Source organism: Paenibacillus sp. P4_A9, assembly GCF_056402415.1.
Window position 1 is genome coordinate 38670 of sequence record NZ_JBFUHL010000030.1, and the last position, 22308, is coordinate 60977.

General features: G+C 44.1%; 14 protein-coding genes. 12 read left to right on the forward strand and 2 right to left on the reverse strand.

The window, feature by feature from the left end; all coding sequences use genetic code 11:
- The first annotated feature begins 5 nt into the window (after positions 1–5).
- From AC1DVJ_RS18660 to AC1DVJ_RS18670, 3 genes are all read left to right on the forward strand, one after another.
- Positions 6–848 carry a hypothetical protein gene (locus AC1DVJ_RS18660; RefSeq protein WP_477592732.1) on the forward strand — a complete coding sequence of 281 codons (843 nt, stop codon included), beginning with the start codon at positions 6–8 and terminating at the stop codon, positions 846–848.
- A gap of 125 nt (positions 849–973) precedes the next feature.
- Complete coding sequence (locus AC1DVJ_RS18665) at positions 974–1372, forward strand: hypothetical protein (protein WP_477592733.1); 399 nt, start codon at positions 974–976, stop codon at positions 1370–1372.
- Positions 1373–1455: 83 nt separating this feature from the next.
- Positions 1456–2199 carry a HupE/UreJ family protein gene (locus AC1DVJ_RS18670; RefSeq protein ID WP_477592734.1) on the forward strand — a complete coding sequence of 248 codons (744 nt, stop codon included), beginning with the start codon at positions 1456–1458 and terminating at the stop codon, positions 2197–2199.
- Between the two features lie 200 nt (positions 2200–2399).
- On the opposite strand, the gene AC1DVJ_RS18675 is transcribed toward AC1DVJ_RS18670, so the two are convergent.
- Positions 2400–4526 carry a helix-turn-helix domain-containing protein gene (locus tag AC1DVJ_RS18675; protein WP_477592735.1) on the reverse strand — a complete coding sequence of 709 codons (2127 nt, stop codon included), beginning with the start codon at positions 4524–4526 and terminating at the stop codon, positions 2400–2402.
- A gap of 430 nt (positions 4527–4956) precedes the next feature.
- Between AC1DVJ_RS18675 and AC1DVJ_RS18680 the strand changes: the two genes are divergently transcribed.
- Positions 4957–6534, forward strand: coding sequence for an ABC transporter substrate-binding protein (locus AC1DVJ_RS18680; RefSeq protein WP_477592736.1), 1578 nt, complete (start codon positions 4957–4959; stop codon positions 6532–6534).
- 88 nt (positions 6535–6622) lie between these two features.
- Here AC1DVJ_RS18680 and AC1DVJ_RS18685 read toward each other — a convergent pair whose 3' ends face one another.
- Positions 6623–7456, reverse strand: coding sequence for a helix-turn-helix domain-containing protein (locus AC1DVJ_RS18685; RefSeq protein ID WP_477592737.1), 834 nt, complete (start codon positions 7454–7456; stop codon positions 6623–6625).
- A 235-nt stretch (positions 7457–7691) separates the two neighbouring features.
- Between AC1DVJ_RS18685 and AC1DVJ_RS18690 the strand changes: the two genes are divergently transcribed.
- The 8 genes from AC1DVJ_RS18690 to AC1DVJ_RS18725 all read left to right on the forward strand — a co-directional run bounded on the left by AC1DVJ_RS18690 (position 7692) and on the right by AC1DVJ_RS18725 (position 22297).
- Entirely contained in the window at positions 7692–12011 is a 4320-nt protein-coding gene (locus tag AC1DVJ_RS18690) for an OmpL47-type beta-barrel domain-containing protein (RefSeq protein ID WP_477592738.1), read from the forward strand.
- Between the two features lie 131 nt (positions 12012–12142).
- Positions 12143–14737, forward strand: a complete 2595-nt coding sequence (locus AC1DVJ_RS18695) for a glycoside hydrolase family 38 N-terminal domain-containing protein (protein WP_477592739.1) — start codon at positions 12143–12145, stop codon at positions 14735–14737.
- A 30-nt stretch (positions 14738–14767) separates the two neighbouring features.
- On the forward strand, positions 14768–16042 hold the full coding sequence (locus AC1DVJ_RS18700; protein ID WP_477592740.1) for a Gfo/Idh/MocA family protein: 1275 nt from the start codon (positions 14768–14770) through the stop codon (positions 16040–16042).
- 215 nt (positions 16043–16257) lie between these two features.
- Positions 16258–17223: an ABC transporter permease gene (locus AC1DVJ_RS18705; RefSeq protein WP_477592751.1), complete on the forward strand. Its 966-nt coding sequence runs from the start codon at positions 16258–16260 to the stop codon at positions 17221–17223.
- 12 nt (positions 17224–17235) lie between these two features.
- Positions 17236–18111, forward strand: a complete 876-nt coding sequence (locus AC1DVJ_RS18710) for a carbohydrate ABC transporter permease (protein ID WP_477592741.1) — start codon at positions 17236–17238, stop codon at positions 18109–18111.
- Between the two features lie 61 nt (positions 18112–18172).
- Positions 18173–19753 (forward strand): ABC transporter substrate-binding protein, encoded by a 1581-nt coding sequence (locus AC1DVJ_RS18715; RefSeq protein ID WP_477592742.1) that lies wholly within the window; start codon positions 18173–18175, stop codon positions 19751–19753.
- Between the two features lie 120 nt (positions 19754–19873).
- Positions 19874–20779, forward strand: a complete 906-nt coding sequence (locus tag AC1DVJ_RS18720) for a helix-turn-helix domain-containing protein (RefSeq protein ID WP_477592743.1) — start codon at positions 19874–19876, stop codon at positions 20777–20779.
- Positions 20780–20839: 60 nt separating this feature from the next.
- Positions 20840–22297 (forward strand): arylsulfatase, encoded by a 1458-nt coding sequence (locus tag AC1DVJ_RS18725; RefSeq protein ID WP_477592744.1) that lies wholly within the window; start codon positions 20840–20842, stop codon positions 22295–22297.
- The last annotated feature ends 11 nt before the right edge of the window (positions 22298–22308 follow it).

Genomic DNA, 22308 nt, shown 5'->3' on the forward strand with positions numbered 1-22308 from the left:
GCATAATGATACCGATATTGCTTAGCGTTCTCGCATGCAACAACGATCAAGTTCATCAAGCCGATATGCCAACAGCAAACTCTCGACAAAGTGACCAGCAACTGGTCTATAGACCTGACTTGTTTCCTGAGAGTACATTCATCCCTTTTGGCAAAAGTTGGGAACAACCATTAGAGTCAGGCATGCCTCCATCTGAGGCGAAGCTTATTAAAAGCTTTACGCTACCTCGCTCTGAAGCGGAAGTTCAAATTTATACAACTGGTGGTGATACCACCCCAAAATATATTGGGTATCTCAAGGGGAGGAATTCGGTATGGAAGTTGGGTGACTTGATCGGTTTTAATGAAAACCAATCTTCGATCAATCCCTTGAGTTTCCTAACCGGGGATGTGTCTGGCGCGGCTATTGAAATCCCTATTGGTACGATGGGTACATTGAATGTGTTGCTGATCTATCATCACACAACCGATGCATGGAACGTAGTCGATTTTCAAAGACATCCCGCCATTCCGATAGATCTCGACAGTGACGGTGTCCCTGAATGGGTCGGTAATCAGACGGATTGGGTGCCGCCTGCTGTGGAGATCGATCGTTGGGTAGCAGAAAATAATCGTTTCGAAACAATGGTTCTTCAATGGGATAGCAGCCTTTTCCCTGATACGGCTAAAGAAGAACCTTCTTACTCATCCCTCTTTGTGGAGGAGGGGAAGCATTTCATTGAAATCGGCAGAAGAGATGCTTACGCATTTTTTACATATGACCACGGGTTCTTACAACATTACAGACCCGCCGACACCAGAAGCCGCGTCTTGGAAATGCAAATGGCCCGACAGCATGATCATCATTAATTTTGAATATGTTAATGCTCGTTGCAATAACGGAGAACGAGAGGCGGATCGTTCTTTTTTTTGTTCTATGTATTTTGAATATGACATCGACTATAATTGTTATATCATAATGATAAGKTGAGAACATGATAACAAATTATAAGCATTATAGAGATGATATTAGGAAATCATTTATTAGTTACGCGCTTATACCGGTCATAATTATCGCGGTATTCAGTTATTTCCTGTTGTTCTACAGCTTTTACAAGACGGTTGTTTTACGGAACATTTCAGTCAATGCGCAAGTAACAGAAACGGTAGAGAATATTATAGGTTATTACCAGAAAGAGGCATTTCGATTATCAACAGATGAAAGCTTGTTGCCCTATCTAGAGTTGAAGCAAGCAACCAGCGAAGTGTATGGCATGTTTTATGATTTTGTTAATAAAAAGGAAATAAAGGGTAATTTCTTTGTGTTCGATCATCGTCTGCAGCCCTTGCGAGCGGCCGGGACCGGCTCGAATACTACGTACAGCAGCATGTAGAGCTGAAGCAGAACGATGAACCGTTATCATTTCGCTTCCTCTCTGCGGAGCTGACCGACCGGGGTGAAAACCCCGGCGTTCAGATGCTGTTGGAGTATACTGCCAAGTATGCGATTGACAATCTTGCTGTTCATTATACGGCTATGTTTGACGATATCGATCAGGAGCATTTGAATTTTTTAACAATTGCGAAAGACGACGATGTGGTAAATGCTTTTTTTGATACGGGAATCCGCATGCATCGATACGAGAGTTCGGGCAAAGAAGGTGCGTTCGTCACGCTCCTTCAATACGCCTGGCTTGGCATGGAGCACATTTGGCAGGGCTATGATCATCTGTTGTTCTTGCTCAGCCTGCTCATTGTCGCTGCCGGCTGGCGGGATGCCGTGCGCATTGTAACGGCGTTCACCGCCGCACATAGTGTAACGCTGCTGCTTACAGCAACGGAAACGATTCGAGTCAACTCGCGCCTGATCGAGATCGTCATTGCACTTTCCATAGCTTATGTTGCTGCGGAAAATTGGTTTATACGCCGAAAGGCAAACGCCCCCCGTTACCGATGGATGCTCACATTCGGTTTCGGTCTCGTGCATGGAATGGGCTTCGCCGGTGCATTGCAGGAGACCGGTCTTCCGAGCCGTAATTTTATCAGCTCGCTGCTAAGCTTCAATGCAGGAATTGAAATCGGGCAATTGGCGATCGTCGCGGTGGTGCTGCCTTTACTGCTGCTAGCGCGCTCGCGGAAATGGTATTCGCCTTTTGCAATCGGCTTGTCGGCCGTCATATTCGCGTTCGGCGTGGTTTGGGCGGTTCAGCGTGTATTCTAGTTCATGAAAAAATGAGAACACCTGCGATCACCATGTAGCACCCAATTATCGCTTAATGTAAACCTTAACGCAGGTAGTAACACATTGAAGTTTTACAATGACACTGCATATGCGCCTGACCTTGATTGTATTATGCTGACGCCATAAAAGTTAAAAACAAAAATACACCCTTAAACTTAGAGTTAAGGGTGTATTTTGTTTTATAAAATCTCTTTTTCACTGTTTACCTTCACATTTTGTAACCTGTATTCGGTAAGCGAGACGCCAAAGTATTTTTTAAAGCTAGTATAAAAGTAGTTCGATTTTTCGATGCCACATTTTTCTAAAATATCATTGATCGGCATTTGTGTTTGTCCCAGTAAATCTTTGATATTCTCCATGCGAACTGTCGTAATGAACTCGGCTACTGATTTACCGGTTGCATTCTTAAACAGCTTGCCAAGGTAAACGGAAGAAATGGACAACGCTTCAGCGCAGCTTGTTAACGTAAGGTTTTTATCTGAATAGTTAGCATGGATCATGTCGATGACGGTATCTACGATCATATTCTTTTTCTTATCTTTGGTACCATCCTTTAAAAGAATAATATCATCGAATAACGTGAAAAAGGTTTTTTCGATTTCTTCTAAGGTCTCAAACCCAGCTACTTTGTTGAAAAAGTCGATCGAAATCGCATTGAATGTAGACTGTGAGCCTTCGACGATTCGATTTAGCGAATTGTAAATGGAGAAAAACAAATAGATAACTGATGTTAAGATCGTGTCGTAAGAGGAGTGCTCCATGGCTTTAATAATGTCATTGTAGGCCTCTTTCGCAGCTTCACTGTTCCCTAACTTCAGGGAATCAATGAGCTGTTTTTCTTTGGATGCTGGAAATTGGAAAGTGCTGTCATCCAAATCATTTAACATCTCAGAGGTAATAACGCTATAATGGCCTAGTTTAATACGATACATGGACAAGTTAAGTGTTTTTTCATACGCGTATTTGATTTGATCCGGCGAATTGATTACATATCCAAGCGTTCCAGTTAATGAAATGTTCAAATACTTGGCGACACAGAATTGGATTCTAGTCACGATGTCATGAAAGATGTCCCTGTATGCATCTGATTCCTCAGTAAGTTCTCCAATATCAACCAAAATTGTAAATTGATCGAATCCAGTCTCGATAACTTCATTTCTGAAATACTCGTTTGTTATTTCCCTGGCAATATTTGAAATCCCAATTTTATATAAGGAACGGTCTTTTTCATTATGCTGGTCGACGAAATCTTTATAAAAGTCAATTTTTAACATAAACAAGAACAGATTGTTTTCAAGATTTAGATCGATTTGAAGTTCTTCTTCTTTGGCCAATATTTTTTCAAGAGGTAGATACGTTTGGCCAATAATTAAATTTTTCAGGAAATCATTTTTAAGAAGGGGAGCTGTATTTCGTTTCATATTTTCCAACAGGATGGTTTTATCGATCATGCCATTGAAAGCAGTTGAGAGAAAACTAACCTCATCGACGTTTTTCTCCGGTTTGCTATCTTGCCCCAGCTTTTGTTTGATCCCCTTCGTCAGCGTTTCAATAGGATGGTATAGCTTCTTAGATGCCAGGAAGGCAAATAATAGTCCCAGTATAAGAACGATGAGACCGAAGGCAAGGGTAATTACACCATTCTTTTTAACACTTGAAAAAAATGTATCATACGGCGTTAAGCTTATAAATTTCCATTTCAATTCTGCCGAAGAAACATAGGAAACAACGTACTTTTTATTATGCAATGTTTTAAAAAAGGTTCCAGATGGGGCTGCTGTTTGAAGAACATCGCGAATATAACTCTGATCTGAGATGTTTTGCTTGAACATATCAGGCGAGTAGTGGCTTACGATATCGCCCTTGTCATCCAAGGCGAAAATTTCATTCCCATCTTTCCCCATCTTGTTATCCAAGGATGAGATAGTGAGTCTTAGCCAGTCCGCATCCACGTTCAATACGATAGCACTGTCGAAGTCGCTTTTGTTATTATTTGTATCAAACAAAAGATAGGTGTATACATTGATATCGCTTACTTTTGAACCATTTGTCACTGGAATTTTTCTTGGGATTGGATATAAACTTGGCGATTTGGCTGCTTGAGGACTTTTTAACATGGTAACGATCTCTTTATCATAAAAATCTTGACTGTCATAGTACGTGTTCGTAGTGAGAAAGGTATCAATTTTTTTATTGTATATATAGGTAGAGTAAATATAGCTGTTCGGGATCGTTAAATTATTCAATGTTTTAATAGCACCGCTGATATTTAGAATATCCTGTTCATTGCTGTATGCAAAAGACATTATGGAATTGTTAAGCATTAAAGATTGGCAAAACTTTTTTGCAATATTATCCATGTATACAGAGCTGTAGCTGATATTAGATAAAATATTTCCCTTCATTTCTTTTATAGTCTCAATAGAAGAAGAAGTGTAGTTGTAGTACAAAAGCGAGGAAAGGATTATAATCAAGGCAGTGATACTTGCTACGAATGAAATTAGTAATTTTTTGTACATGCTACCACCTCTATCTAAGGATGTACGATGCAAATCAATTTTATTATATCCCCCATAGAAACTCAAATTAAAAGTGCGATTTTTCCATCTTGGTTCATTTTTTGGAGATTTGATCAGTTATTGTAGACCTATTTTTATTAAAATTCGGTGGTTTACTGTTTTTTTCTGTACTCATATCGTTAGTATTTGCTTTTTACCTACCCATGGAGGTCAAATAATGTACAAATCAGAGGAAATGAAACGTTCGCTTGTTTTGCTGAGTATTGGTATTTCTGTTGCACTCACTGGATGCGGCTCTCAAAAGGCTGAACCAACGACTTCTACGCCTGCACCCAACTCGGGGGCAGCTCAAACAGCTCAACTTACAGCAACACCATTAGCGCCAGTTGAACTTACGTATTACTTCCCGAACGCGCCTCAGAAGGATTTGCAATCTGTAGAAGATGCTGTTAATAAGCTCATCAAGCCAAAAATCAACGCCACCGTTCACCTGAAACTGATTGATTGGGGTGTTTATGAAGAGAAAATGAAAGTCAACATGGCTTCTGGCGAACCCTATGATCTCGTATGGACAGGAGCGGGCTTTAACAATTACTTTAAAAATGTGGCGAATGGCGCTTATGCGCCGTTAGATGATTTGATTGCCAAATACCCTGACATGAAGAAAGTTATTCCAGATATGTTCTGGAATGCTGTTAAGGTGAAAGGGGAAATTTATGGAGTGCCAGTCTTCCAACAATCGACCACAGGATACGGCTACCTCATACAGAAAGCAGTAGCAGATAAGTACAGACTAGATTGGAAGTCTGTGACCAAGTTATCGGACCTGACGCCATTCCTGGAAACGGTCAAGAAAAACGAGCCCAATTTAATACCTTGGGTATATTCCCAACCGGTCGATCCTTTCCTTTCGGCTCCGCCGATGTTCGGGCTTGAAACTTTAGGAGATTCGAAGACCCCAGGAGATTTGTATCTAAAAGATGGAAGTAAGGTTGTAAATCAATACGAAACGCCAGAATTCAAAGCCTATATCACGATGATGAGAGACTGGTTCACGAAAGGATATTTACGGAAAGACGCRGCTAYCTTGAAAGATRCTACGGCCGGTAGTAAAGCTGGAAATGGCGCCCTAGCTTTAGGCCAGATCGATATTGACTCCGTGGCCTTTGCAGCAGCTAGCATGGATGCGCCAGGAAGGATGTCTTACGCAAATCCAGATACCAAGTCTTACGACTTCCAGTTCGTGAAGCCGCTGCTCACAACCGATAAAGCTGCAGCAACCATGACAGCGATCTCTGCGAATTCGCCAAACAAAGAAAGAGCCATGATGCTCCTAAATCTGCTTAACACCGACAAAGAAATTTACAACACACTGGTTTGGGGCGTTGAGGGTAAGCATTACAAGAAAGTTGCGGATAACCGAATCGAAATGATTAGAGACAGCGGCTTTCAATTGGGTTCTCCTTGGGAGTTCGGCAATATGTCACTCTCTTATTTGTCAGAGGGTGATCCAAAAGGAAACGATCAGAAGTATACACAAATGTGGGTAGATCTCAATAAAAACGCAAAACCTTCAATTGCACTGGGATTCGTATTTGACTTTACATCGGTTAAAGCAGAGAAGGCTAATGTTGACGCTGTCATCGATGAACTTTATTATGCGATCGCGAGTGGTTCTGTAGACCCTGAGAAGTATTTGCCACTATTCCTGGATAAGTTGAAAAAGGCAGGCTCCGATAATATTATTGCTGAGAAGCAGAAGCAATTGGATGCTTGGAAAGCGATAAACAAATAAGCTGGTTCAAATTACTGAGAACTCCCAAATATTCTACGATTCGTAGGATTATTTCGGGGGTTCTTTTATTGGTAAATATTGGGGTGACCTAAATGCTCTTGCGATAATTGTGCGGGGAAATCCCTGCATACTTCTTAAATACTCTTGAAAAGTAATAAACATCTTTATAACATAAAGCATCAGATACTTCATGAATTGGCCAATCTGTGTTAAGCAGAAGACGTTTGGCTTCGGAAATTTTCAAACGATGCACATATTCATTAAACGGATAACCCGAATACTGACTAATCATTCTCCTTAATGTTGGAATCGATATATGGTTGCGTTTGGCAATTATATTTGCATCTAAGGATTGATAAATCGTTCCCGCAATATCCTCGACTACTTGATTAATATTTTGTTTTGTTAATTTTTGCTGCGGCTTGTCAGCATTCAGGATACATTCGAATAGAAGTGATTCCAACATTAATGAACTGCGGTCTACATTTATAGGAACTCCGCTCTCTAATAGGGAGAAAATGACTTCAAGCTTATTGACTACCATTTCAGTCATTCCAACTTGTTTGACAGTATCCGTATCATAAAGCCACCGCTCAAGCCACTCCCCAATTCGACTGCCTTCAAATCGTATATGATATTCGTCCCAGTATCCTTGATCTTCAGGCCCATAATGAAATACAGCACCAGGATATACAAAAAACAGGCTGCCTGCTTCTACTTGCTGCACCGGGCCATCATTCACCTGATAATAGCCTATTCCACCGACAATATATAGAAATGCCCAGCTGTCGAATGTGGTACTCTTTCGTTGCAAAGTCCTTCCTGGTAAATGGCCCATTGCGGTAATGGTTAAAGTTGAAATATGTAATTTGGATTTATCAATTTTGGGATCCTCTATGCGTATTGGATTGTTGCTGATCATATAGTCCAAAAACTTTGGCATGTAGCACATTCCTTCCGATAATAGGTGGTGTTATCTTAAGTATAAGTGATCATTGTAAGCGATATCAATCCTTGAAAGAAGGTGGTTAGCAACTAATTACTCTTAGGACGAGGATTCTAGTATTTCAGTTAAAAAAATACAAGGTTGGCAAAGACGGTAATAACTGCTCATATTCTAAAAGTTGATCTTCAAATTCAAATAATGAGGTGTACTTATGAGAAATAAATTTTTAGTATATTGCTTCATATTTGTATTTCTTTTTACAACAATTGGTTATGGTGGCGTCGGATCGACTACCGCATCTGCCTCATCGCCGTATCAAATTGATGCGGGACAATTAATCATCTCATTAAATGACTCAGGTCAAATCACAAGCTTAAAGAGCAAGATTAACAATGCCGAGTATGGAGAAAGCAATCATCCATCTTATTTGTTCAAGCTCGTAGCCGATGGTGCGGAGCAATTACCTACTTCCATGAGTTACGAATCATCAACGAGCAGTTATTCCTTCCAGTTCGATCCCAAAAACATTCAAGTCGTCGTTAAGGTTCAATCCAAATCAGATTACGCGACATTCGAGGTTACCTCCGTCACTGCGCCCGACGGTGTAGACGTTCAAATTGTACTATGGKGACCAATTGCTACTACGATCAGTCAAACGGTCGGCGAATCGCTAGGCGCTGCCTACGACGATAATTTTGCAATTGGAATTAAACAATTGAACATTAAGACAATCGGCGGGTGGCCGATTGAATATATGAACCTTACCCATACGTCTATTGGCCCAGACAGAATGCCTTTCATGTGGAACAGCGCTGCGCGTACCTCTTGGGGGAGCTTGCTTCAATCATATACGTATGATCACACGAAAGTTAGATACCGGAATGTTGGATATCAGAAGCCGAACCAACCCGTTGCGCCGTTAGCAGGATCGGACGGTCAATTGCAAGGCTCGAAAATCGCCCTGTACGGTACGGCGAAGTCGAATATTTTGAATACGATTTCCAGTATCCAGACAGGAGAAGGATTGTTTCATCCAACCCTCGATGGTGAGTGGACTAGACAATCGCAAAAATCGTCCCAGTCCTTTTTAGTCTTAGGTGACATCTCTTCGTCCAATATGGCACAGGCTGCACAATATGCGAAAAATGCCGGTTTGAATTATGTTTATTCCCTTGAAGGAGCAGGGGGTCCTTGGAACACCAATGGTCATCTTCAGTTTAAGTCCAAATTAGGCGGAACAGATGCGGGTGTGCAGCAAACAGTCAACACAGCTGCAACGTATGGTATTAAATACGGCGTTCATACGTTGTCCAATTTTATTGATACCTCTGACGGCTACGTGACCCCTACACCAGATTCAGGACTTGCCACCGCAGGAAGCGCAACACTGACGAGAAGCCTGGATGCAACGAGCACAGATATTTATGTAAGCAGCCTAGACCCTTTTGTCAGTGGCTTTGGAAATAAGATTCGGATCAATAATGAATTGCTTAGCTATTCTGCAACAACACAGATCAGCCAGGCGGAATGGAGGCTAAGCGTAGCTCGTCATATTCATGGAACTTCGGCGTCGTCGTATTCAGCGGGTCAKGAGGTATCCAGATTGTGGGTCAACCAATATGGCGGATTAGCAGCAGGAACCGAATTGATTAATGCGATTTCACAGCGTATGGCAACAGCCTATAATAATACGGGAATTAGAGCCATGTCGTTTGACGGTTTAGAAGCTGCAATGCTTTCAGGTTACGATAATTACGGCATGAGTCAGATCGTGTCCAATATGTATAACAATTTGACTAATCCGAATGATTTCATTACGGAAGCCAGCGGGATGTCAGCTAATCTTTGGGATTATGTAACGAGAGTAAGTTGGGGTGAATCCAATACTAGCATCTCGCAGCTCTACACGAACATGGAATACATGCAACGCAACTTATTACCTGAGATGATCGGGTGGCTTTATTTGAGCAATTACAATACCGTAACGCTCGAATATTATTTGTCTAAAATGGCAAGCTGGAATGCAGGAGCCGGCTTCCAAACTAGCGTAGGCAGTTTGGCCAACCAAAGTGTGTTTATAGATAAAATTAAACAATGGGAAACAGCTAGAAATTTAGGAGCTTTCACGCAAGACCAACGCGTAAGAATGCGGTCCAAAAATTCTTATTGGACATTGAATGTCGTGGAACCAGGTGTCAAATGGCGCTTGCAGCAAACGGACAGTTCAGGAGCTCCTCTAGGTGCGCCTGAGGACGTATTCGTAGGAAATACGGCCGTATATACGCCAGACTTCAGTCTTCCAATCAATGTTGCATTGGATAAAGTTCCGACTTTTAGCTCACCGATTGCCCAAGAGGCGGAAAATGGAACCGATGGGGTGAGCAACAATTCGAACGCTTGGGTAGGTCTTACTACGACAGGACTCGGTTGGATGCAGGTCGACTTCGGTCAAAGCTATGATGTTGATAAAATTAAGTTGTGGCAGTATTTCGCCGATGGAAGAACGTATCACGACGTCATTGTTCAATTATCCAATGATCCGACATTCAGCAGCGGAGTTACGACGGTGTTTAACAATGATACGAATAATTCAGCAGGTCAAGGCGTGGGTACGGATTCCGAATATGCAGAATCGGCTGCAGGAAAGACAATGACGTTTACAAAAATAAATGCCAGATATGCAAGGTTTTGGGCGAATGGTAACTCAAAAATTAATGCCAATAGTTGGGTTGACGCGCAGGTCTATTCTGTTTCACAAACGCCTGCTTCATCGATCTCTGTAAGTGGCGTGGGCGGCGCGAATACCATCACTGTCAGTGATGGCACTCTGCAAATGCAGGCTGCAGTACAGCCAACTGGCGCAAATAGTAATATCATTTGGCGTGTTTTTGAAGCTAATGGCGTAACGCCAACGGATAAAGCAGTGATTGACGCCAATGGGTTACTTACAGCTAAAAAAAATGGGACAGTGAAAGTGGTTGCGACAACAACTGACGGAACCGGCATACAGGGCTCCAGTAATATCATCATTAGTTTTACACCGCCTCCAATTAATGTTGCATTAGGGAAAACTCCAACCTTTAGCGGACCCTTTTCACAGTCGGCTGCTTATGCAACGGACGGCTTAAGCAATAATTCTAACAATTGGGTTGGTACGAATGCGGCTGGACTAGGTTGGATGCAGATTGACTTCGGACAAAACTATGATGTTGATAAAATTAAGCTATGGCATTATTTCGCGGATGGGAGAATATTCCGAGACGTTATCGTTCAATTATCCAATGATCCGACTTTCAGAAATGGTGTTACAACGGTGTTTAACAATGATGCGAATAATTCAGCAGGACTAGGAGCAGGTACGGATTCCGAATATGCGGAATCAGCCTCGGGGAAAGTTATTTCATTTTCTAAAGTCAATGCAAGATATGCTAGATTTTGGATAAACGGAAACAATAAAATTAATTCTGATAGTTGGGTTGAAGCGCAGGTGTTTACAGCTCCGCAAATACTGGCATCTTCGATCTCAGTAAGCGGTGAAGGTGGAGCGAATGCGATTAACAGTAAGGATGGGACATTGCAATTGCATGCTGATGTGCTTCCACCAAACACCACCAATAAAAGTGTAAATTGGAGCGTTTTTGAAGCAGATGGCGTCACGTTAACAGATAAAGCGACGGTGGATGCCAATGGATTACTTACGGCTAAACAAGAAGGAATAGTGAAAGTGATCGCAACAGCTGCAGACGGTTCAGCCGTACAAGGTTCCTATGATGTCATCATTGATTTTACAGCTCCGGTTACAACAGACGATGCCCGTTCCGGATGGTACAAAACTGATAAGACGGTCACGTTAAACGCTATTGACTCCACTTCAGGAATAGCAGCAACTTACTTTAAGGTGGATGGAGGCGAACAACAAAGCGGCAAAACGATAGAGTTTAATTCAGAGGGAATTCATACACTCGTTTATTGGAGTGTTGATCACGCGGGTAACGCGGAACAAGAGCATACGGTTTCCATTAGCATCGACAAGACCGCTCCTGATATTGTTGTATCCCTGCCTGAGGATGGTAAAAACTATGAAGACTCCGGTGCTTTGGCACTTCAAATTACATTGGCTGATATCTTGTCCGGTGTGGACGGAAATAAAACCACGGTTGAGCTCGATTCGCATCAATACCAAATCGGAACTTCAATCCCGCTTTATACGTTGCCTCTAGGCATGCATACGTTTATTGTATCTTTCAGTGACTTAGCAGGTAATGTGGGAAGCAAGACCGTTCAATTCCAAACGGTCGCTAGCATCGATTCCATAAAGGCATTGGTCACACACTTTGCTAACAGCGAACAGATTGACAACAGTATACTGATTGATAGTATCGGCATAGCAAATAGTCTACAGGCGATGTTGGCGGGAAATAATTTGAATAGTTTTGTGAATCATGTACAGGCGCAAACCGGGAAACACATTTCAATCGAAGCTGCAGCATATCTGCTTCGAGACGCGCAATATATATTGTCTCAAAACTAGATTAGTTCTCTAAGAGCATTCTCCATGAAATTAAATTTCGGTGAATGCTCTTTTTTTTCAATTGCAGTGATTATGTTTTTAAGATATTTGAACTTAGTTATTATTTCTATGACTTGTTAGGAGAGAAGAAGATGTCAAAAATCAAAGACGTACTCGTTCTGCACCACAGCCACTTGGATATCGGCTATACGCATGCACAACCGATTTTATTGGAGTTGCAAAAAAAGTACATTGATCAGGCGCTGCAAATGTGCGCGTTAACTGAGGATTGGGCTGAGGAAAATCAATTTCGCTGGACGTGTGAATCCAGCTATCCGGTTCTGCGTTGGCTGGAAACGGCAAGTGACAAACAGATCCAGCAGTTTAGCTATTACTTACGCAAAGGCCAATTAAGCGTATCGGCTTCTTACTTGCATACGTCTCCGCTCGTATCTGCAGAGCAAGCTGCCCGCATGTTGCAGCCTATTCGAGAGTTGCGCAGCAGATTCGGGGTTCCGATTAACACGGCGATTCATCACGATATCAACGGTCAGCCATGGACATATAGTCAATTGCTCCTAGATGCTGGAGTTGAATTTTTTATTATGGGAATTAATGCGCATTTTGGAGGCATCCCTTTCAAAAGGCCGGGTGCATTTCATTGGCAAACGCCGGATGATCGTAAGCTGCTGACATTTAACGGCGAGCAGTATGCGTTGTTTAGTGAAATAGGCAAAGTCAATGAGAGAAATACGGATGTAATGGCGGAAGGATTAACTAAGTACTTAAATAAAATAGATGCCGATCCAGATTATCCGTTTGATTTTATTTATTTGTCGGCGACCAACTTGCCGCTTTGTGACAACAGTCCTCCCGACCAGGATTTGCCGGAATTGATTAAACGTTGGAACGCGGAAAAGCGCGGATTGACGATTTCATATGTCACGCCAGAGCAGCTGATGGCCCGTGTCAAAAAGCAAGCCGACCAGCTTCCGGTTCACGGCGGTGATTGGACGGATTATTGGAACTTCGGTTCAGGCAGCTCCGCCAAGGAAACGAAGTTGAATCGTCATACGAAGCAAGGTATGAAAGCAGTCGAGTTGTTGAGTGCCTTTCAAAGCGAGACAGATGTCGCAGGCGCCGGGCCCCTGAAGCAAGCGTTTGAAGGGATCGATTTATACGACGAGCATACGTGGGGCGCATTCAACTCGGTGACGCAGCCAGATCATCAGAACGTGGATATTCAATGGATGCATAAAGCTCATTATGCTTATCTCGGCAATAGCTTGACTGGTTATTTGCTAGGCGATCGGATGGAGAAGTTGGCGAATAATCCGCTACAATCGCAAGAGCCTCAGGGCGTGCTCGTTTTTAACCCTTCTTCGGTTACCGTCAAGCATCCGATTCGTATACCGTCCAGCTTCAGAGTAAAAGGAAAGCACCTAAGCGCAGACCGTATGCGTCATGTACTTATGAATAACGAAGTCAATCATGCCGATGTCAGCTATGGGGTAGTAGAGCTGCCTCCGTTCAGTTGGCGCAAAATACCGCTTCAAACGCTAATTGAGGCGCCTTTCGATGACATGATAACCCTTGAAGCTGACTGTATTGAAACACCGTTCCACAGGTGTACTTTCGATCGGTCGACAGGGCAAATCACGAGTTTATATGACAAAGTGCAAAACTGGGAAGTCGTTGATCAAAGCAGTCCGTGGAGTCTATTTCAATATGTGCAGGAAACGATTGATACCACAGACCAGCCCAATCACCGCAGTGTTTTCTTTCAAGCCGATCAGGAGAAAGTGCACAACAGCATCAGCTGTTGGAATCACGAATGGAAGGCGATAAGACGAAGCTATACAGCGATGACTTCTTGCCGTATCGAACGAAGCGCACATTCCGCCTCGCTAATCGTTGCGTTCGAAGCGCCTGGCGTCGACCAATTCGAGCAAAGATTCACGTTTTTCAGCTATCGGCCGGATATCGAGATGAAAGCTTCTTTCTACAAGCAGGACATCACGACGCCGGAAGGCACTTATTTTGCCATTCCGCTAAACGTCAAAGCGTGGCGCTGTCATTATGATACGGCCGGAACACTCGTCGAATTGGATGCCGAGCAATTGCCTGGCGTCAGCCGTGATTATATAACCATCGATAAAAGTGTTTCGGTTTATGACGGCGAGCATGGCGTTACGTTAGTTTGTCCGGATGCGCCTCTCGTTCAGGTGGGAGACTTTAATTTTGGCAAAGAACAAAAAAGTATTTTGAAGAAACCGCACCCTCTTCTGCTGGCGTGGCCAATGAACAACTACTGGGAAACCAATTTCCGGGCGCGTCAGCCAGGATTCTCGACTTTTACTTATAGACTTTCTACGTTCCAAAAGTTCGACGCTGCGGCTGTTCTGGAAACCGCCGTAAAGGGAGTGTCGCAGATGTACACTGTACCTGCTGTTCACTGCAGCGAAGAGGAAGCCGATCAGCTGTTGCAAGTCAACGGTGAAGGCATTCAAGTGTTTCATGTGGGGCTGTCGAGTGACGGAACAGGGGTCGTGCTGCGGCTGAGCAATTGCAAGCAAGAGAAGGTAGAAGCTAAGGTTCATTTCCCATCTTCCTCTATTAAATCCGCTTATCGCACCAACGTATTGGAAGAAATTCAAGAGGAACTGGCCGATGTTGGGCAAAGCACGCTAAATGTTGTGCTGGCGGCGAAACAATTCATGCATTTGCTGGTTATACCGAATCGTTAAAACATACATGCAAAAGGAGAATAATTCAAAATGACATCGATTACTGCAGCTTTGATCGGCGCCGGACAACGAGGCGCGGATTCGTACGCTACTTATGCATTGAAACATCCGCAAGAAGTGAAGTTCGTAGCGGTGGCCGAGATGGATCCGGTGCGAAAAGAACGATTCCAGCAAGCGCACGGCATAGAAAATTCGCATGCGTTCGAAAGCTGGGAGCAACTGCTCTCTGGGCCGAAGCTGGCCGATGCCATTCTCATTTGCACGCAGGACCAAATGCACTTTGAGCCAGCTATTAAAGCGTTGGAGAAAGGCTATCACGTACTGTTGGAAAAGCCAATGTCTCCTGATCCGCAAGAATGTGTCATTATGGGCCAATATGCAGAGAAATACGACCGTGTGTTTTCCATTTGCCACGTGCTGCGGTACACACCTTTTTACCAAAGAATGAAGCAACTGCTGGAAGATGGCGAGATAGGACGGCTTGTTTCGATTCAGCATACCGAAAATGTCGAGTATCGGCATCAATCGCACAGTTTTGTACGTGGCAACTGGCGTAACTCTGAAACTTCCAGTCCGATGATCTTAGCGAAAAGCTGCCACGATATGGATATTTTGCTCTGGCTGGCGGGGGCTGATTGCACGAAGGTATCCTCGTTCGGATCGCTGACGCATTTTCGTTCCGAGAGTGCGCCGGAGGGAGCGCCGAAGTTTTGTTTGGACGGCTGTCCCGTGCAAGATGAATGTCCGTACTATGCGCCCAAAATTTATTTGGAAAAAGATGACTGGGAAACGATGTTCCGGCGTCGGATCATCAGCAACGACGACAGCTATGAAGGCGTGCTAAAAGTGTTGAAGGACGGTCCGTATGGCCGATGCGTGTTTCATTGCGACAACAACGTCGTGGATCATCAGGTGGTCAACTTGGAGTTTGCCAATGAAGTAACGGTAGCCTTCACGATGTGCGCGTTCACGAAAGAAGGCGGCCGAACGATGAAGCTAATGGGCACACGAGGACAAATTCGCGCTTCAATGGAAAAAAACATGATTGAACTGAGCAGTTTTATTACCGGAGAGACCAAGATCATCGAAATCGATTCGATAATCGAAGGGCATGGGGGCGGCGACGACGGCATTATGCGTGACTTTGTACGGCTGGTGGAAAATGACGGCAAAGTAGCCGGACTTACGGGCGCGCGGATTTCAGTGCAAAGCCATCTGATGGCGTTCGCTGCAGAGAAGTCGCGTTTGGAAAGCAAGGTCATTCATCTGTCTGACTATATGGAGGAGTTGAAATCACATAGCTAGACTGGAACAGGCCGATCCTTGGTTGTAAGGGATCGGCTTTTTTTCGCATTTAAAGTGCAATTTTCCCATCTTGGTTCATTTTTCAGAGATTTGATCAGTTATTGTAGTCCTATTTTTATTAAAAATCGGTGTTTTGATGGTTTTTTTCTGTATTCAGATCGTTCATATCCGACTTATGATAGGAACATCAAATCATGGCCGTCACGCAAAGGAGAATGCTTGTGGAATCGAAAACAACCATAAATAAGAGAGCGCCTGTCATACCCGTCATAAGCGAACTAATTAAAAACAAAATCTTTTATCTCATGATGCTTCCCGGATTGATCTTCATCATTGTCATGTATTACCTACCCATGCTCGGGGTTGTCATTGCGTTTCAACAATATAACCCGATTAAAGGGCTTCTAAAGAGTAAATGGATTGGTTTCGAGAATTTCAAGTTTCTCTTCCAATCCGATGCCCTATTTCAAATTACATTCAATACAATCGTCTACAACCTGATCTTCATTGTATTTGGTCTTGGTTTATCGCTTGTCATTGCGATTCTCATCAATGAAATCGGCAATCGCTTTCTAGCAGGAGCTTACAAAAGCATTTTGCTCCTTCCTTTTCTCTTGTCCTGGGTAGTAGCTGAATATTTGCTTTACTMATTCCTAAGTATGGACAAAGGCCTAATTAACAGTCTGCTAGCACAGTTTGGTGTTGATCCTATTCAATGGTATTCCGAACCGTTCTATTGGTGGTTTATATTACCAGCAAGCTATGTATGGAAAAATGTTGGTTATTTCTCGGTCATTTTTGCAGCAGGAATAGCAGGGATTTCCACGGAGTATTATGAGGCTGCCAAAATGGATGGGGCAAACAAGTTCCAGCAAGCCATCAAGATTACGATTCCGATGCTGGCTCCGATCACGCTCACATTGCTGCTGCTGCAAGCGGGGAAAATTTTTTACGCCGCCTTTGGGGATTGGGGAATGTTCTATAATCTGCCTAAGGAGTCAGGCGTGTTGTTCAGTGCCACGAATGTCATCGATACGTACGTTTACAGATCTTTGAAAAGTATGAGTGACTTCGGCATGTCGTCCGCTGTAGGGCTGTACCAATCTTGTGTTGGATTTATCCTCGTACTTGTATCCAACTTTTTGATAAGACTTTATGATCGTGACAGTGCATTGTTCTAGGGGGATGACAAGATGACCAAACGGCTTACGTTACCTAATTTTATTCTTAATAGTATTTTCATGGTGTATTGCGCACTATGCCTGATTCCATTGCTGGTTGTACTTTCTGTTTCTCTATCCGATGAGCAGTCGATTTTCCAGTCTGGCTATAGGTTGATTCCCTTGAAATTTAGTTTAAACGCTTACGAATATATTCTGAACGGTAATTCTCCCATACTAAGAGCCTATGCCGTTACTATCATCGTAACACTCGTCGGTACGATATTGCATCTTATGATCTCGTCCTTGTTTGCCTATAGTCTTTCAAGAAAAGAAGTGAAGTATAGAAACATCGTGTCCTTCATGGTCGTATTCTGCCTACTGTTCAGTGGAGGATTAGTGCCGTGGTATATACTGCTCTCGAAATACCTTCATCTGAAAGATACGATCTATGTGCTTTTCATACCGTACTTGGTGTCTTCAGTAAATGTGTTGATTATGAGAAATTTCTTTACGCATACAATCCCTGAATCGATTATAGAATCTGCTAGAATTGACGGTTCAGGAGAGTTTCATACCTTCTTAAGGCTGGTACTCCCCTTATCGACGCCAGTGCTCGCAACCATCGGTCTTTTCACAGCTGTATTTTTTTGGAACGATTGGTTTACTGCCGCCTTATTCGTCGAGAGCGGCAAGCTGTATACGCTGCAGTTTCTCCTTCAATCGATCATGAACAACATCGCGTTCCTTCAAGCCAATACGTTAACAGCGAAAGCCGCACTTGCCCAACCAGACGAGACAGCCAGAATGGCAACATGCGTCCTATCCGTTGGGCCGATTATTCTCGCTTACCCTTTCTTACAGAAATTCTTCGTTAAAGGCCTTACTTTAGGCGCAGTGAAATCTTAAAGATTGGCTTTGCCGGGTTTCAACCCGTTAAGCATATAAAAACAAATATGGAGGTCAAACAATGAACAAATCAAAGAAAATGAAACGTTCCCTTGTTATGTTGAGTATTGGTATCTCTGTCGCAATTACGGGGTGCAGCTCACCAAAGGCTGAGTCAACGCCATCTGCAACTCCTGCGCCGAGTACGGCGGCAGCTCAAACAGCTCAACCAACAGCAACCCCATTAGCGCCAGTTGAACTTACGTACTATTTCCCGGCTGGGCCTCAGAAAGATATGCAGACCGTAGAAGATGCCCTGAATAAGCTCGTTAAGCCGAAAATTAATGCGACGGTTCACCTTAAGGGCATTGATTGGGGGGTTTACGAAGAAAAAATGAAAGTTAGCATGGCTTCTGGTGAACCTTACGATCTCGTTTGGACAGCAGCAGGCTTCAACAATTACTTTCAAAATGTCGCGAATGGCGCTTATGCACCGTTGGATGATTTAATTGCCAAATATCCGGATATGAAGAAAGGGATTCCAGATATGTTCTGGAATGCAGTTAAGGTGAAAGGAAAAACATATGGCGTACCTGTCTTCCAACAATCGACCGCAGGATACGGCTATCTCATACAGAAAACGKTAGCAGATAAGTACAAACTAGATTGGAAGTCCGTGACCAAGTTATCTGACCTGACGCCTTTCTTGGAAACGGTGAAGAAGAACGAGCCTRATCTGATACCGTGGGCATATTCCCAACCGGTCGATCCTTTCCTAACGGCTCCRCCGATGTTCGGACTTGAAACATTAGGCGATTCGAAGACCCCGGGAGATTTGTATCTAAAAGATGGAAGTAAGGTTGTCAATCAATATGAAACGCCAGAATTCAAAGCGTATATTACGATGATGAGAGATTGGTTCAGTAAAGGATATTTACGGAAAGACGCGGCTACCTTGAAAGATACTACTGCCGATAGTAAAGCTGGAAAGAACGCCTTAGCTCTAGGTCAAATCGATATTGACTCCGTGGCCTTTGCAGCAGCGGGTATGGATGCAACAGGTAGAATGTCTGGTCCTAATCCTGCTACACAGTCTTACGATTTCCAGTTCGTGAAGCCGCTTCTTACAACTGATAAGGCTGCAGCAACGATGACGGCAATCTCTGCGAATTCGCCAAACAAAGAAAGAGCCATGATGCTGCTCAATCTGCTTAACACCGATAAAGAAATTTACAACACGCTGGTCTGGGGAGTTGAAGGTAAGCATTACAAGAAAGTCGCGGATAACCGAATTGAAGCGATTAAAGACAGCGGCTTCCAAATGGGTTCCCCTTGGGAGTTTGGCAACATGACGCTCAGCTATTTATCAGACGGCGACCCGAAAGGAAACGATCAGAAGTTTACACAAATGTGGGTAGATCTCAATAAAAACGCGAACCCTTCCAATGCACTAGGTTTCGTATTTGACTTTACGCCTGTTAAAGCAGAGAAGGCAAATGTTGACGCTGCCATCGATGAACTTTATTATGCGATCTCCACCGGTTCCGTTGACCCAGATAAATACTTGCCGCAATTCCTGGATAAGTTGAAAAAAGCAGGTTCCGACAAAATTATCGCTGAGAAGCAAAAGCAATTGGATGCTTGGAAAGCTACTAGTAAATAATTCAAGCCTAAGTAATCATGTACATCCGTAAAATTGGGGAACTTTGCATGTAATCCTACTTGTAGTGAATACATGCAAGTTCTCCTTTTTTGACTTGCTCTAAACAAAGGAGGCTTATTCGTGCAAACATTGGAAACGATGACTCCAAAGGAATCATTGCCGTATTTGAACCATTTGTCCTACCCGCCGTACATTACGCTCGCACACATTTTTCATGCCAAAGAGGGCTGGGAGCATCCGAGACGCCAATTTTTGCAATACCAATTTCAATATGCCGTGCAAGGATCGGCCGTATTTGAAATCGAGGGCCGCAAGTTCACGACGAAGAGGGGGGATTTGGTTGTTGTTTATCCCTATCAGTCTCACAGTGTCACAACGATTCCGGGGGATCCCTATGTGTGTATTTCGCTCGTTTTTCATTTCGGGGAAACCGATTTTCCGCTTAAAGAGCTTCTGAAAGGAACGAATGATGTCGGATTGTTTCTGGATGAGCCCCTCGTGCAATATTTGACCCAAATTCCGGCCCTAATTCGCCAGTCGAGCCATTCCAGCCAGTTGACAGCGCAAGGTTTGCTCTCTCTCATTATTGCACAGCTTATTCTGTACGCCGAGGAACCTAAATCTCCATCGCCCAAAAAACTCAAGAGCAAGACCAACATGCAGCGGGTCGAGCACTTTATACAGCAGCATTATGCGGAAGAAATCACGTTAGAAAAATTGGAGCAGATTTCCGGATTTAGCCGAAATCATCTCATTAATCAATATAGAGAGCTGTTTCAGGTTACACCTTTTGAACATATTAGATTGCTCCGAGTCCGAAAAGCAAAGCAGCTGGCGTTGGAGTCGAAAATGTCCATTAGCGAAATTGCTGAAGTCGTCGGATATCAAGATGTGCACGCTTTCAGCAAAATGTTCAAGAAGGAGACAGGCATCAGTTTGAGCCAATTTTGTTCTTCCTTAGTGATAAATAAACCAGAGCAAAATATATTTCATTTGAGTGGGATTATGGATACTAAAAAGAGTTAGGGTCTAAATACTTCGGATGCACTTCATTCTATACTAATGAAAAGTAAAGGAGGGTCTGGTATGAAACCAAATATTTTATTCATTACGGTTGATCAGATGCGCTGGGATTGCTTGAGCATCCTTGGCCATCCGATCGTGGAAACGCCGAATTTGGACCGTTTAGTACAAACCGGCGTTTTGTTCCGCAACGCATATTCCGCGACGCCGACGTGCGTTCCGGCGAGAGCCGCGATCATGACCGGGATGAGCCAGCGGTCGCACGGCCGGGTCGGATATCAAGATCGGGTTCCGTGGCATTACGAGCACACGCTCGCGGGAGAACTGACGAAAGCGGGGTACCACACCCAATGTGTCGGCAAAATGCACGTGTATCCGGTCCGCAACCTGTGCGGCTTCCACAATGTGGTGCTGCATGACGGCTATATGCATCACTACCGTCAACAGAGCGAGAACTCATACGACAAGCATTTTAATCAATGCGACGATTATTTGCAGTGGCTCAGACAGACGGCGGGAGCCGAACTGGACATTACCGACAACGGCCTTGATTGCAACTCTTCGTCGATGACCCGGCCTTGGCATTTAGCTGAACAGTTTCATCCGACGAATTGGGTCGCGACCCAGTCGATTGACTTTCTCCGGCGGCGCGACCCGGGTAAACCGTTCTTCCTATGGAGCTCGTTCGTACGACCGCATTCGCCTCTGGATCCGCCGCAAGCATATTTGGACATGTACCTGGGGGCCGATATGCCGGAGCCACCCGTCGGCGATTGGGTCGATCACGACCAAGCGGAGCACGGTGCGTACGATCCGACGCCGATATTCGGCAAGCAGTCGAAACGCAGATTGGACCGCGCACGCGCCGGCTATTACGCGTTGATTACTCACTTGGACGATCAGATCGGCAGGCTGATTAACGCTTTGCAGGAATATGGGGTTCAACGCGATACCGTCATCGTTTTCGCATCGGATCATGGGGAAATGATGGGCGACCACCATTTCTATCGTAAATCGGTTCCATACGAAGGCAGCACTAAAGTACCGTTCATTGTATGCGACCCGACCGGTCGTTTGGGACTGAAGGCCGGAAGCAGGTCGGAGGCGGTAACGGAGTTGCGCGATCTTATGCCAACCCTGCTTGACGTCGCAAGCGCCGATATTCCGGGCACGGTGGAAGGCTCGAGCGTTTTGCCGTTATGCAGAGGAGAGAGTCCTACTTGGCGAGACTACATCCACGGAGAGCATCCGTACGAATCCTTCTCCAACCAGTATGTGACTGACGGCCGGGAGAAGTATATTTGGTACTCTCAGACCGGCGTCGAACACTTTTTCGATTTGACCGCTGATCCTCAGGAATGTACGAACCTAGCGCTTAACCCGTCATACAAGGCGACTGTAGACCGGTGGAGAAAGCGGCTGATCAGCGAGCTGGAGGGTCGAGAGGAAGGCTATGTGCAGGACGGCAAACTTGTCGTCGGGATGAGGCCAATTGCTTGCCTGAGTCACATTTTGGAATGATTAGACTCTCG